Source organism: Sphingomonas sp. DBB INV C78, from assembly GCF_042693015.1.
In the GTDB taxonomy this organism is placed as follows: Bacteria; Pseudomonadota; Alphaproteobacteria; order Sphingomonadales; family Sphingomonadaceae; genus Sphingomonas_E.
In genome coordinates this window covers 3,357,611-3,370,831 of record NZ_CP170544.1, presented here as the reverse complement: position 1 = coordinate 3,370,831, position 13,221 = coordinate 3,357,611, and the positions used below count along the sequence as shown (strand labels likewise).

Genomic DNA, 13,221 nt, shown 5'->3' with positions numbered 1-13,221 from the left:
AAGGCCCCGACGCATGGGGGCAAGCCGCCTGTCAGGCGTTTACCGACGTTAAGAGGAGGTTGGGCCGATCAACCCCGCGCCGAGCAGCAGCAGCAGCTTCACATCCATCATCATGCCGGCCTTTCGCTTCGCCTCGATGAAGCGCGCAACGTCCGCCAGCGCGACCCGGTGGACGATGATATCCTCGCCCGGAACGCCGCCGCCGGGGCCGACCTTTTCAAGATCATGCGCGACGATCAGCGTGAAGGTTTCGGAGACCATGCCGGGTGAGGAAGCGAAGCGGCCGGCATTTTCGAGGCGGCCGGCGCGATAGCCGGTTTCCTCTTCCAACTCGCGTCCCGCTGCGATCTCGATCGCCTCGCCAGCTTCCTCGTCGCCCACCAGGCCCGCGGGCAGTTCCAGGCAGGATGCGCCGAGCGGCATGCGATATTGCTCGACCAGCAGCACATGGCCGTCATCGACCGCCAAGATCACCGCCGCTTCGATGCTGCGGGCGCGCCCGACATATTCCCACTTCCCCTGGCGCTTGGCTTCGATGAACTGGCCGCGCCACATGATTTCGATCGGATCGCTACTCATGGCCCGCTCGTTAGGGGAGCGTCCGGCCGTCCGCAACCTGGGCAGCCTGGAAGGAGGCAATCGATGCGCCATTGGCTATCGGGTGGACTATTGATGCTGGCGGCATGCGGATCCAGCGAGCAGCAGCGCGAACAGCAGGATCCGGACGCAGCGCCGATCACCAATGCTGCGCAAACGGCACCATCGACCGCGCCCGCGTTCGAGTGGACCGGGGATTGGGCGGCCGATGCGAAACTGTGCGAAGGCGGTCGGTGGCGCATGGCACGCGATCGCATTGCCACCGCGGGGGAGACGAGTTGCCGGGTCGATGCCGAGCGAACCGAGGTCGACGGCGTGATCGCGCTCGATCTGGCCTGTACGACGGAAGGTCATGCAACTACCGAGCGCTGGATGCTCGATCCCCTGGCCGATGGCCGCATGAAGGTGACGCGGGTGAGTGGCGGCAATGTCTTTGCCGAGGTCACGCTCGGCCGTTGCGGCTGACGATCAATAGAATCTGCGGCGGTGATCCTCAAACCGGCCGGCGAGCAGCATTTCCGCCTGTTCGCTCCAATGCTGGCGGGCGATATGCCCGGGCTCGTATCCGAAGCGCGCTTCCAGGGCGGCTTCATCGGCCGGCCGCATCGCTGCGATGTCGCGCAGACTGAAATAGCCGGCATCGTTGAGGCGGACCTCTTCGTTACGATCGATCCCGCGGATCAGCGTCAGATCGTCAACGCCTTCGCGCGCCGAACCCAGCGGGGCGACGGCGGGGGCAGGGGTACGAACGCGCTCTCGTTCGGTGATCCGGGCGTTGGCGGCGGCGACGCGGGCGTCCTGCGCTTCGGCGAGCGCCAGTCTTTCTGCATGTTCCTGCTCATAGGCCCGCCCCCATTTGCCACTCCCGGACCGCGAAGCCAGGCCGAGCAGCCAGCCCAATAACAGGACCAGGACGAGCACCACCCACTGGTTTGTCGAAAAGCCCATCATCACGCCTCTCCTCGATTGGAAGAGGCAACGGTCCGACGGGACGCTCGTTCCCGCCGGACCTTGTTCGCGATTAGCGGGATCAGCTCTTCAGCAGATTGTCCGAGATCGAACAGGCTGCCGGACCAAGGATGACGATGAACAGCACCGGAAGGATGAAGCAGATCAACGGCACCGTCATGATCGCGGGCAGACGGGCGGCCTTTTCCTCGGCACGCATCATCCGTTCGTTGCGGAATTCGGCGGACAGCACGCGCAGCGCCGACGCCAGCGGCGTGCCGTATTTCTCCGTCTGGATCATTGTGGTGACGACGCCGCGGACCGAATCCAGATCGACGCGCATCGCCAGATTCTCGAAGGCGGCACGGCGATCGGTCAGGAAACCCAGTTCGATGGCTGTCAGCGCGAATTCGTCGCCCAGCTCGGGATAGGCCTTGCCGAGTTCCTTGGCGACACGATGGAAGGCGGCGTCAACCGTTAGGCCGGCTTCGGCGCAGATGACGAGCAGGTCGAGCGCGTCGGGCAATCCCTTGCGGATTGCAGCCGTGCGCTTGCTGATTGCGTTGTTCACGTAAAGGTCGGGTGCCTTATAGCTCAGCAGCAGCGAGCCGGCGGCCACGCCGAATCGTTTGATCGGGGTCCAATCCTCGAGCCAGCCGAAGGCATAGATCGCCAGCACCACCCCGCCACCGATCACGATCGGCAGCACCAGCCGGCCGAAGATCACGGCGACGGCCGCGTCCTTGGATCGGATGCCGGCCTGCATCAGCTTGATCTGGGCCTGCTTGAGCTGTTCGTCCTGCAGAACCTTCAACGAATTGAGGAAACTGCGCATCTTGTCGGCAGTTTCGTTCGTCGCATTCAGCTTGGCGCGCCGCTTGCCGGTCGACGCGGTGATCCCGGCCTTGAGCTGCTCGCGGCGTTCGTTGAGCGCCTTGACCCGCTTGGCCATCGGATCGCGTACCGAGGTTGCAGCGTAGATCGCCAGGAGCAAAGCGAAGGTTGCCACCGCGGCCAGCATGGTGGCCACTGTGTAGACGTCCACGCCCAGTAGCGTCGGGTTCTGCGGTTCCATGATCCCTTCCCCCGATCAGATCTCGAAATTGATCATCTGGGCCATGATGAAGGCGCCGATGCCCATCCACACCAGCCCGCCGCCGCCGGCGATCATCAGTCGTTCGTCGGTGACAAATTTGCCCATATAGTCCCAGTTGATGTAGCTGATCAGGGCAAAGACGATGAAGGGCAGCGCGCCGATAATATAGGCCGATGCCTTTGATTCCGACGACATCGCCTTGATCTTCAGCTTCATTTGCGAACGCTTGCGCAGCACATCGGCCAGGTTCGCCAGCGTCTCGGCAAGGTTGCCGCCGGTTTCGCGCTGGATCTGCAGGGTGATCGTGAAGAACTGAAATTCGGGCGTGCCGAGCCGATCGGCACTTTCCTGAAGCGCTGCGTCCATCGTCCGGCCTATCTTCATCTTGTCCGAAACCGCACGGAACTCCTCGCCTACCGGGCCGGGCACTTCGCTGGCAACGACGCCCATCGTTTCGGAGATGGGAAGGCCTGAACGCAGGCCGCGCACTAGCAACTCGATCGCATCGGGAAATTTTGCGGTGAACTTGGCAACACGCCGACTGATCTGGCTGCCGACAAGCATGTGCGGAAGGCCGAGCCCCACCATCAGGCCGGCGAATAGCGCCAGCAGCAGCGGCGCCCCTTGGCTGGCTATGGCCGCCCCTATGACCGCTGCGATAACGAGCGACGTGACCGCATATTTGCCGACCGTCCAGCCTTTGCCGGTCATGTCCAGCCGCTTCTGCAACTGGGCCGGATTCGGGATGAAACGGGTGAAGGCGAGGTCGAGCTTGGTTTCGCGTTGGGCGAGGATGCGACGCATCTGCGCCTCGACCGCGCCCGTGCTGCCACTGCCGTGGCGTTCGCGGATGTCGGTCAGCCGGCGGGTCTGCGACTTGTTCGTCGCGGGCCCGGAAAAGGCGGCGACGATCAGCAGCAGCATGCCCAGCAGTGCCGCACCCATCACGATCATCTGCGTGACCGCCATAGCGCTCAGCCTTGCTTTTGCTTCTTGGCGGGCAGGATGCCCTTGAGATCGCCCAGCTTGCCCATGAGCGATTTGCCCGAGCTCTTCGCGGGCGCTTCGCCCCCGTCGACGATCGCGACCAGCTGATTGGCGATTTCGCCCATCACAGGCCCCAGCTTTGCCGTCTTACCGACCTCTGCCAGCGGCTTGCCCAGCTTGGCGGCCTGTGCAGCGGTCTTCTGGTCATAGGGCAGCACATAATCTACCGCCCGCTCGATCGAGCTTTCGAAATCCTTGCGGCCGATTTCCGGCACGCCGGCCACCGGCATGCGGTTGGCGACGACGATGACACGGGCCTGCGGCGCGTTGGACTTCAGCCAGGAAAGCAGACGGATCGTATCGCGCGTCGCGGCCAGCGTGAACTCGGTGACGACGACAACCGCCTGTACGTCGTGGACGAGGTGCGGATGCTGGATCAGCATCGAGCGCGGCAGATCGACTACCGTGCATTCGAAGCTGGTGCGCAGCTCTTCCTGAAGCTGGTGGAAGGCCGAACCGTCGGACAGCAGCGGCTGGCTGATCGGCGCTTCGGCCGAAAGCACGGCGAGCTTGTCGTTCGCCTTCACCATCGCGCGTTCGATGAACAGGCCGTCGATGCGGCTCGGATTTTCGATCGCGTCGGTCAGGCCGCGTCCCGGCTCCAGGTCGAGCGCCAGCGCACCCGTGCCGAAATGGATGTCGAGGTCGAGCAATGCGGCCGTCCGGCCCAACTTGGCGCCGAACAGCCAAGCCGTCGACGAAGCCAGCGTCGATGCGCCGACACCGCCGCGAACGCCGATGAACGCGGTCGACAGATGCGGACGATCCACCACCGCCTCGCCGTTGCGCGGTCCGGCGAGCGTCATCTGCGCATTGGCAAACGCGTCGCGCAACTGATCCGGGTTAAAGGGCTTCAGCAGATAATCCTGGATGCCGGACGCAACGAGATCGCGATAGAGCCGGACATCGTTTACCTGGCCGGCGGCGATCACCACCGTGCCCGGCTCACACACTTCGGCGAGCGAGTTGATGTCGTTCAGCGGATCGCCCGATTCCGACATGTCGACGAAGAGGATGCCGGGGCTCGCCGAAACCGAGAGCGACTGAACGGCGTTGCGCAGGCCACCCTTGCTCACCTTTTCCGGCGGCCAGCCGAGTTCGCCGACGACGAGCCGCACCAGTTCGGCCGTCGCGTCATCGCAGACAAAAGCGGAGAACGGATCGCGAAGCGCGCTGCCGCGCGAATGGAAGGGCGCGTTCATTATTTGCCTCCGGTCGAATCGGTCTTCAGGGCCTGCGCACCGGTGGGCGCGGTGTCGCGATATGTCTTGATCGCCTTGGTCACGGTGCGGGCGTCGGACCCGCGCGCTTCCTGGCCGCGCACCAGATCCTCGGGATTGGCGACCATCTGGACGAGGTTCGTATTCACCGCGCAGCCGAAGTTGGACATAGCCGATGCATCGAATTCGGGTTGCGAGGGGCGATCCCAATTGGGGCAACCCGGCACGCCAGCCGTCGATCGGCTGACGACGACGCGCATCCCGCCATCGGCCTGTGCACCCGGCGTCACCGGCGTGGCATCGCTCAGCAGCAGGCCATGATCGGCCAGCACGGCGCCGATCGTTGCGCGCGCCTCTTCATGCCCATAAGGCAGCGGATCGTCGATCGAGACGCGATCGCCATAGCCGAGATTCAGTGCCGCGAACCATGCGTCGAGGCGCTTGGCCTCGGACGATCCAGGCGCCGCCAGCGCCGCCGCGTTGACGTCCAGCACATAGTCGGCGCGGCTGATGACCGGCTGGTTCACCGACTCCACGCCGCGATTGACCGGCCCGCAGGCCGCGAGCGCGAAGGTGGAGGCGAGAATGCCGGCGGCGAGGGTGCGGCTCATGTTGATCTTCTTCATGGCGGACCTCAATTGAACGAGAAGCCGGGGGCAGGGAGCGGCCCCTTGGCCGCCACCGGGCCGCCGATCGGCGCTGCCGCCGCTGCTGGGCTGCCGGACACGCTGGGCGTCACTGTCACTGGCGGCGCCGTCGTCGGCACTGGCCGCTGGGCGCCGGTCTGGCCCATGAAGGTCTGTCCGCCCAGGATATGCTCTGCGTCGGTCGGCGCCTTGAAGCCGTCGGTGGGCAGACGCGCCTGGTTGGCCGAGATCGGCTTCACCAGATAAGGTGTGACCATGATCACCAGTTCGGTTTCGCGGCGCTGATATTTGGTCGATCGAAACAGCGCGCCGAGCACGGGCAGGTCGCCCAGGAAGGGCGCCTTGTCGAGAGCGTTGTTCGTGCCGTTCGAGAGCAGGCCGCCGATCATGAAGGCCTGGCCGGAGCCAAGCTCGATCGTCGTTTCCGCACGGCGGGTGGTGAAGCCCGGAATGTTGAAGCCGTTGAGCGTCACCGAGCCGGCGGTCGAAAGCTGGGAGACTTCCGGCCGAACGCGCAGCGAGATGCGGCCGTCGGCCAGCACCGTCGGGGTGAAGGCAAGGCTCACGCCATATTGCTTATATTCCACCGACAGCGTGCCGAGCGCCTGGCTGATCGGGATCGGCACCTCGCCGCCGGCCAGAAAGCTGGCGGTCTCACCCGAAAGCGCCGTCAGGTTCGGATTGGCAAGCGTCGTGACGAGACCATCATTTTCGGCGAGGTCGAGCGCGGCCTGGATGTCCATGCCCAGGAAACGATCGATCAGGCCGACCGTGCTGCCAATGCCCGAACCCTTGACGGTGACGGCGCCGGTCAATGGATTGACTTCGATCGCGTCGGCGCGGCCCTGGGTGATGAAGAAATTGCCGTCGGTGGCCAGCAGGTTGACGCCGATCGCCTTCGAGAAGTCGCGGCTGACCTCGGCGATGCGGACCTGCAGGTTCACCTGCATCGGCGTCGCCGTCTGCAGGCGACTGATGACCTGGGTTTCCTTGCCGACAAAGGCCTGGACGAGCTGCTGCGCTTCCTCGACATCGCCCGGCGTGCCGACGGTGCCCGTCAGCAGCACGAGGCCGTTCATCGGGATCGCGCTGATCTGTGCGTTGGGCATCGCCACCTTCAGCATCTGCCCGACATTGCTGTAGTTCGCGCCGACGCGGACATTGGCCGAATAGACGACCTGGCCGGCCTTGTTGGTGGCGTAGACCGTGGTTTCGCCGGCGCCCTTGCCGAAGATGTAGAGCTGGGTGGGCGATCGCACCTGCACGTCGGCGATGGCGTCGTTGGCGACGAACAGATCGCTCATCGCGCCGTTCAGCTTTACCATCTGGCCGGTGCCGACCGACAGCGTCACGCGGTCGGAAGGCGCGCTTGCGCTCGGCGCGGCGGCGACCGGCGCCGGGTCGACAGCCGCCAAACCGGCTGCCAGCACGGCGGCGAGCGCGAGCCCGAGCGCGTGGTGGTTCTTACGAGTGATCCGCATCTTATTTCCCCCCCACGGGAACGACGGTGACAGTGTTGCCGCGGGCGACGCGGACGACCGGGCCGGCCGGCGCGGCGGCATAGCCCCCCGTCGCGGGCGCGGCGCCGGCGGCGGGCTGTTCGGCCTTGGCGGGGACGCTGCGGCGCTGGAAGCGCGACACGTCTGCGCCCACGGTGAAGGTGGTGTCGGTATCGACCGGGCGGTTGGCGATCGCCAGCAGCATCTGCTTTTCCGCCTTCGGATCGGCATTATCGGGGACGCTCACCTCGCCGGCGGCGATGGCGCGCTCCAGTTCTGCGGTGTTGTCGGCGATCGAGCGCAGCGACAGCGAGAGCTGGCCGATATTCTGCGCGACCGCGATCTTCTCGGCGATCTTGGGCGTGGCTTCGAGCGTCACCGTCGAGAAGGTGGCGACAACGGTCTTGCCCTCTTCGTCGACAGTATTGTCGGTGCGCTGGTCGGTCGCGAGCACGCGCAGGTTGCGGATGATCGTCTCCGAAGCCTTGAGCGGCTGGCCATCGCCGCCGCCGGGCACGTCTTGGGTGAGCACCAGATCGATGCGGTCGCCCGGGAAGACGAAGCCGGCAACGCCCGACTGGGCCGAAACCGGAACGGTGACGGCGCGCATGCCCGGCCCGAGCGCCGCGGCCAGGAAGCCGCGATCGCCGGGCTTGACCAGCGAGCCTTGCGTGATCGGCGAGCCGGCGGTGACCGCGACACGCACGACGGTGCCCGTCAGCGTGGTGAGATCGCTCTCGCCCTTGATGAAATAGGCCTTCTCGACCAGATCCTTCGGCCATGGCTGATAGCGGAAGCTATCGGGCTCGATGATCGTGCCGACCGGCAGGGCGCGGGTTGCGACCAGCACCTCGGGGCCGTTGACCTGCGGTGCGGCCGCGGCATTCGCCTGCGGCGCGGCAGCGCCGGTGAACATGCTTTTGGCCATGAAGGCAGACACACCTGCCAGCAGGAGCGCACCGATCAGCAGTGCCAGTTTCTTGACGTCCATCTGCCTGTGGTCCCTTCGGGCCTTTGCGGAATTAACCGTGATATGAAACGGGAGTGGTTAAGATATCGTTGGCCAGCACCCACAGGGCGGCGAACGAGATCGCCAGCCCATAGGGAACCTCCGGTCGCCATCCGGCCTTGCGGGCGCGATGGAGCGCCATCATGACGATGGTGAGCACGCCGCCGGCGAGCGCCATCACCGTGATCATGCGAAAGAGCGGCAGCGGCGGCAGCCATAAGGCGAGCGCTACGAGCAGCTTGAAGTCGCCGCCGCCCATCATGCCGAAGTGGAAGCAAAGCGCGAAGATCGCGAACACCGCCGCTGCCGTGCCGAGCTGCCAGCCGATCCCGGGCCAGAAGGCGATGTCCTGCGACGGCCACCAGGCGAGCCACCAAAGGGGCGCCGCCAGCGCGATCGCAGCATTCAGCCAGTTGGGGATGGTGCGCGTGCGGATATCGCCCCACGCCACATAGAGCAGCGCGATCGCCAATATGCCAGCCAGCAGAAGTTCAGCCACACCCATGACAAGCGAGGCTAGACGGCGACCCTTGCCAAACCGTAACCAGCCCCGATGGACATGCCGAAGCATCTGGAACGCGAAAAATGGCGCAGTTTGCCGCCGGATATGGCGGTCAGCGAGTGGAAGGCGGCGGACGGCTGGACGGTCCGGCGATTCGATTGGCCGGCAGCTCCCGGCTTGGCGACGTGCGGCAGCCTGCTGTTTCAGGGCGGACGCGGCGATTTCATCGAGAAATATCTGGAGGCGATCGCGCACTGGCGTGACCAGGGATGGCATGTCAGCGGCTTCGATTGGCGGGGGCAGGGCGGCTCGGGTCGCCTCCTCGCCAACACCGCTATCGGCCATGCCGACAGTTTCGATCGCTGGCTCGACGATCTCGATGCCGTGGTGACGCAGTGGATCGCGGATCGGCCTGGGCCGCATGTGCTGATGGGCCATTCGATGGGCGGGCACCTCGTCCTGCGCCTGCTGGCCGAACGGCGGCCGGCGGTCGATGCCGCGGTGCTGGCGGCGCCGATGCTGGGCTATGCGGCCGGACCGTTATCGGCGCGCGCGGTCCTGTGGATTTCGCGCATGGCTTGCCGGCTCGGTCTTACGGAACGATCGGTGTGGGGCGGCAGACGGGGGCCGGAAGCCGTGCCGGCCCACCGCCAGCGCAACCTGACGCATAGCGCGGAACGCTATGCCGACGAATTGTGGTGGCGGTCGCGCCATCCCGAACTCGCCGTCGGCGCACCGAGCTGGGGCTGGATGCGGGCGGGCGCGGAATCCATGGCGCGACTCGCATCGCCGGGCGTGCTGGAATGCGTGCAGACGCCCTTGCTGATCGTTGCCACGCCGCAGGATGGTCTGGTCGCGGCCGATGCCATCCGCAATGCCGCGGCAAGGCTGCCCCAAGCCGAACTGCGCTGGTTCCCAGGTGCCGCGCATGAATTGCTGCGCGAATCGGATGACGTGCTGGCTGAAGTCTTCGCCGCGATCGACGCGTTTCTGGAGACGGTCGCTTGATCCGCGCCGATATCGCCATTGTCGGTGCGGGCATGGCGGGCGCCTCGATTGCCGCCGAAATCGGATCGACGGCGCGGGTCGTGCTGATCGAGGGCGAGAGCCGGCCGGGTTATCATGCCACGGGGCGCTCCGCGGCCTTCTGGTCGGAAACATATGGCGGCCCGGCGGTGCAGCCATTGACGACGGCTTCGGGCGATTGGCTGCGCAAGGGCGGTTTCCTGCGGGACAGGGGCGCGTTGCACATCGCCGATGCCGAGGGCGAAGCCGCGCTCGCGAAGATGCAGGCGGAATTTGCGGATAGCGGCGTTGCGCTTCACCCCGTCGATCGCGCGAGGCTCGAAACCGTGCTTCCGGGGCTGGCGGCGGAGTGGCGGATCGGCCTGGCCGAGCCCACCTGTTCGGATATCGACGTGGCTGCGCTTCACACCCATTATCTCGGCATTGCGCGGCAGGCCGGTGTCGATCTGCTTGCCGATGCCGCGGTTATGGCAATCGAGAAAGGTAGCGGCGGCTGGCGCATCGAAACGCGCGCCGGCTTGGTCGAGGCGGCAATCCTGATCAACGCGGCCGGCGCCTGGGCCAGCGAAATCGCCGCGATGGCTGGCGCCGGCCCGATCGTCATAACGCCGTATCGCCGCACCATCGTGCAGCTTGCCGTGGACCCGCCGGCTTCTTCCGATCTTCCGCTGGTCGTCGACGCGCTCGGCCGTTTCTACTTCAAGCCGGAGGCGGGCGGGCGGCTGTGGCTCTCCCCGCATGACGAGGCGCCGAGTGCGGCCTGCGACGCCGCGCCAGAGGAAATCGATGTTGCGATCGCGATCGACCGTTACGAACGGCTCGGTCTGTGCCGCAGCATCGTCAAGGAGCATGCCTGGGCCGGGCTGCGCAGTTTCGCGCCCGACCGCGCGCCGGTTTATGGCTTTGACGACCGCGCGCCCGGCTTCTTCTGGTTCGCCGGACAGGGCGGCTTCGGCATCCAGACCGCACCTGCCGCCGCCATGATTGGCGCGGCGCTGGTCATGGGGCGGTCCTTGCCGGAACCCGTCAGCTCGATCGATCCGGCGCGCTATTCGCCGACACGTTTTCGGTAGGACAGGAGCGGCGATTGCGTCCGTCATGCAGTTTCGCCAATGACTACAACCGAATGTGAGACAGGGGGTAGGGCGGAATGACGATTCTCGTGACCGGCGCCGCGGGGTTTATCGGCTTCCATGCCTGCCATCGCCTGCTCGCGCGCGGCGAACGCGTCCTCGGCATCGACAGCCTCAATAGCTATTATCAGGTCGGCCTGAAGCAGGACCGCATCGCCGATCTGCAGGCCCGGCATGGCGACGCTTTCCGCTTTGCGCAGGTCGATTTCGCCGATCATGAAGCGCTGGCATCGGCGCTGGCCGGCACCGACATCTCCGGCATCGTCCATCTCGGCGCGCAGCCCGGCGTGCGCTACTCGATCGAAAATCCGCGCGCTTATGCGCAAGCCAATCTCGTCGGGCATCTCAACATGCTGGAGGTCGCGCGCGAGCGGCCCGGCGTGCCGATGGTCTACGCGTCGTCCTCTTCGGTCTATGGCGCGAACGACACGCTGCCCTTCCGGGTCGAGGATCGGGTCGATCATCCGATCTCGCTTTATGCCGCGACCAAGAAGGCTGATGAGCTGATCAGCGAGACCTATGCCCATCTCTATCGCATTCCGCTGACGGGTTTGCGTTTCTTCACGGTTTATGGGCCGTGGGGACGTCCCGACATGGCGGTGTGGCTGTTCACCGATGCGATCCTGTCCGGCCGGCCGATCAAGGTCTTCAACGGTGGCGATATGCGCCGCGACTTCACCTACATCGACGATATCGTCACCGGCGTGGTCGCGTCGCTTGATAATCCGCCGTCCGATGATGGCGCGGAAAAGGCGGGCGGCAGCCGTTCGCCCCACCGCGTCTACAATATCGGCAATCACCGATCGGAAGAGCTTGGCAAGCTGATCGACCTTGTCGAAGCTGCCTGCGGTAAGCCTGCGATCCGCGATTTCCAGCCAATGCAGCCGGGCGACGTCAAGGAAACCTATGCCGATATCTCGGCGATCCAGCGCGACCTGGGTTTCGCGCCGACGACGAGCATCGAGGTCGGCATTCCGCGCTTCGTGGAATGGTACCGCGGCTATCACACTATCTGATTAGGGACATGGATCAGGCGGCAATCGGGCCATTCGCCCGATCGCCCTTGCCTTGACGCCGGCGCGCCGGAACAAGCGCCGCAGACAAGGAAGGATGTTCCGATGAGCGACGCCGCACAGGACCGCGCAGCCATTCGCGCGCTGGTTGAGGACTATACCATTGCCGGGGACGCGGGCGACGGCGAGCGCTTTGCCGCCCTGTTCACCGACGATGCCGTGATCGTGACGCCATATAACCGGATGGAAGGGATCGACAGCATTCGCAATATTCCGGCAATGCTCGAACAGATGTTCCAGCGGACCCTGCATCAGGTGTTGTCGCAAGACGTGACCGTCAGCGGCGACGGCGCGAAGGGCGAAACCAAGAGCTACGCCAATCACATCACCGTCAATGATGATGGCACGGCCAGCAATGATATGTGGTCGATCCGCTATCAGGACGAGTTCCGCCGCGAGGCCGGCGCGTGGAAAATCGCATCGCGTACCCTGCTGATCGACTGGACTGAGCTCAAGGCGGTGAAGCCGGGGAACGGCATCACCGGTTGAACGCCGTCAGCGGTGCCATAATTCACTGATCGGGCCATCGCTTTCCGTAATCCCGAGTCTGGACTTTTCCGCAAGGTGGCGCTCATCTAGACCCTCAGCGGCGGAACGAGCGATATTCCGGCCACGGGAATACGCAAACCGCGTTGGCGGGGGAGAGGTCGGATGGGCATTCTCGAAGGGCGCGTGGCAATCGTCACCGGCGCGGGGCAGGGCGTAGGCCAGGGCATCGCTCTGGAACTGGCGCGCGAGGGCGCATCGGTCGCCGTTACCGGGCGGACCGAGGCGAAGCTGCACGATACCGTCGCCAAGATTAAGGCGCTTGGCGGCAAGGCGCTGTCGATCCAGGGCGACGTCAAGGATCCGGCCGATATCGCCCGCATCGTTGATACGGTGGTGCGCGAGCTTGGCGGCATCGACATCCTGGTGAACAATGCGCAGGAAGTGTTTCTCGGGCCGCTGCTCGACCAGAGCGACGAGGGTTTCATCGCCGGTTTCGAATCCGGCCCGCTCGCCACCTTCCGTTTCATGAAGGCGGCGCATCCCCATCTCAAGAAATCCGGCCGCGGCGCGATCATCAATCTCGCCACCGCGGCGGCGGTCCGCTGGGACATGTCGAGCTATGGCACCTATGCCGCGGTGAAGCAGGCGATCCGATCGCTGACCCGTGCGGCCGCCGCCGAGTGGGGCCCGGACAATATCCGCGTCAACGCGGTCGCGCCCTTCGCACTGTCGCCGGCGCTTGAAGGGTGGGAGCGCGATCGGCCGGAAGAGGCGGCTGAATTCAAGAAGACCGTGCCGCTCGGCCGGATCGGCGACTGCGCCAATGATATCGGCCGCGCGGTCGTGTTCCTGTGCGGCGACGATGCCCGCTACGTCACCGGCATGACGATGCCGCTCGACGGCGGCCAGGCCAATTTCGATTGATCGGGGATAAG

At 65.4% G+C, this 13,221-nt stretch carries 15 protein-coding genes; 6 read left to right on the top strand and 9 right to left on the bottom strand.

What is annotated here, in order from left to right; all coding sequences use genetic code 11:
* Positions 1-48: 48 nt before the first annotated feature.
* Positions 49-579, bottom strand: coding sequence for an NUDIX hydrolase (locus ACFB49_RS15710; protein WP_380872191.1), 531 nt, complete (start codon positions 577-579; stop codon positions 49-51).
* 63 nt (positions 580-642) lie between these two features.
* Between ACFB49_RS15710 and ACFB49_RS15705 the strand changes: the two genes are divergently transcribed.
* Positions 643-1,062, top strand: a complete 420-nt coding sequence (locus ACFB49_RS15705) for a hypothetical protein (RefSeq protein ID WP_380872189.1) — start codon at positions 643-645, stop codon at positions 1,060-1,062.
* A 3-nt stretch (positions 1,063-1,065) separates the two neighbouring features.
* On the opposite strand, the gene ACFB49_RS15700 is transcribed toward ACFB49_RS15705, so the two are convergent.
* From ACFB49_RS15700 to ACFB49_RS15665, 8 genes are all read right to left on the bottom strand, one after another.
* Positions 1,066-1,548, bottom strand: a complete 483-nt coding sequence (locus tag ACFB49_RS15700; protein ID WP_380872188.1) for a hypothetical protein — start codon at positions 1,546-1,548, stop codon at positions 1,066-1,068.
* A gap of 79 nt (positions 1,549-1,627) precedes the next feature.
* Positions 1,628-2,620 carry a type II secretion system F family protein gene (locus ACFB49_RS15695; protein ID WP_380872186.1) on the bottom strand — a complete coding sequence of 331 codons (993 nt, stop codon included), beginning with the start codon at positions 2,618-2,620 and terminating at the stop codon, positions 1,628-1,630.
* A 15-nt stretch (positions 2,621-2,635) separates the two neighbouring features.
* Positions 2,636-3,610, bottom strand: coding sequence for a type II secretion system F family protein (locus ACFB49_RS15690; protein ID WP_380872185.1), 975 nt, complete (start codon positions 3,608-3,610; stop codon positions 2,636-2,638).
* 5 nt (positions 3,611-3,615) lie between these two features.
* Positions 3,616-4,890 carry a pilus assembly protein CpaE gene (locus tag ACFB49_RS15685; RefSeq protein WP_380872184.1) on the bottom strand — a complete coding sequence of 425 codons (1,275 nt, stop codon included), beginning with the start codon at positions 4,888-4,890 and terminating at the stop codon, positions 3,616-3,618.
* Complete coding sequence (locus ACFB49_RS15680; RefSeq protein ID WP_380872183.1) at positions 4,890-5,534, bottom strand: CpaD family pilus assembly protein; 645 nt, start codon at positions 5,532-5,534, stop codon at positions 4,890-4,892. The genes ACFB49_RS15685 and ACFB49_RS15680 overlap by 1 nt, the downstream gene beginning before the upstream one ends.
* Positions 5,535-5,542: 8 nt before the next feature.
* Positions 5,543-7,036 carry a type II and III secretion system protein family protein gene (locus ACFB49_RS15675; protein WP_380872182.1) on the bottom strand — a complete coding sequence of 498 codons (1,494 nt, stop codon included), beginning with the start codon at positions 7,034-7,036 and terminating at the stop codon, positions 5,543-5,545.
* Position 7,037: 1 nt separating this feature from the next.
* The gene (gene cpaB, locus ACFB49_RS15670; protein WP_380872181.1) at positions 7,038-8,045 is read right to left on the bottom strand and encodes a Flp pilus assembly protein CpaB; all 1,008 of its coding nucleotides are present in this window, start codon (positions 8,043-8,045) and stop codon (positions 7,038-7,040) included.
* A gap of 31 nt (positions 8,046-8,076) precedes the next feature.
* The gene (locus ACFB49_RS15665; protein WP_380872180.1) at positions 8,077-8,568 is read right to left on the bottom strand and encodes a prepilin peptidase; all 492 of its coding nucleotides are present in this window, start codon (positions 8,566-8,568) and stop codon (positions 8,077-8,079) included.
* A 54-nt stretch (positions 8,569-8,622) separates the two neighbouring features.
* On the opposite strand from ACFB49_RS15665, the gene ACFB49_RS15660 reads away from it, so the two are divergent.
* The 5 genes from ACFB49_RS15660 to ACFB49_RS15640 all read left to right on the top strand — a co-directional run bounded on the left by ACFB49_RS15660 (position 8,623) and on the right by ACFB49_RS15640 (position 13,210).
* Positions 8,623-9,573 (top strand): alpha/beta fold hydrolase, encoded by a 951-nt coding sequence (locus tag ACFB49_RS15660; protein WP_380872179.1) that lies wholly within the window; start codon positions 8,623-8,625, stop codon positions 9,571-9,573.
* Entirely contained in the window at positions 9,570-10,664 is a 1,095-nt protein-coding gene (locus tag ACFB49_RS15655; RefSeq protein ID WP_380872177.1) for an NAD(P)/FAD-dependent oxidoreductase, read from the top strand. Before ACFB49_RS15660 ends, ACFB49_RS15655 begins: the two co-directional genes overlap by 4 nt.
* Positions 10,665-10,741: 77 nt before the next feature.
* Positions 10,742-11,740 carry a GDP-mannose 4,6-dehydratase gene (locus ACFB49_RS15650; RefSeq protein WP_380872176.1) on the top strand — a complete coding sequence of 333 codons (999 nt, stop codon included), beginning with the start codon at positions 10,742-10,744 and terminating at the stop codon, positions 11,738-11,740.
* Positions 11,741-11,842: 102 nt separating this feature from the next.
* A complete protein-coding gene (locus ACFB49_RS15645) occupies positions 11,843-12,286 on the top strand; it encodes a nuclear transport factor 2 family protein (protein WP_380872175.1) in 444 nt (147 codons plus the stop codon).
* Positions 12,287-12,448: 162 nt separating this feature from the next.
* On the top strand, positions 12,449-13,210 hold the full coding sequence (locus ACFB49_RS15640; protein WP_380872174.1) for an SDR family NAD(P)-dependent oxidoreductase: 762 nt from the start codon (positions 12,449-12,451) through the stop codon (positions 13,208-13,210).
* The last annotated feature ends 11 nt before the right edge of the window (positions 13,211-13,221 follow it).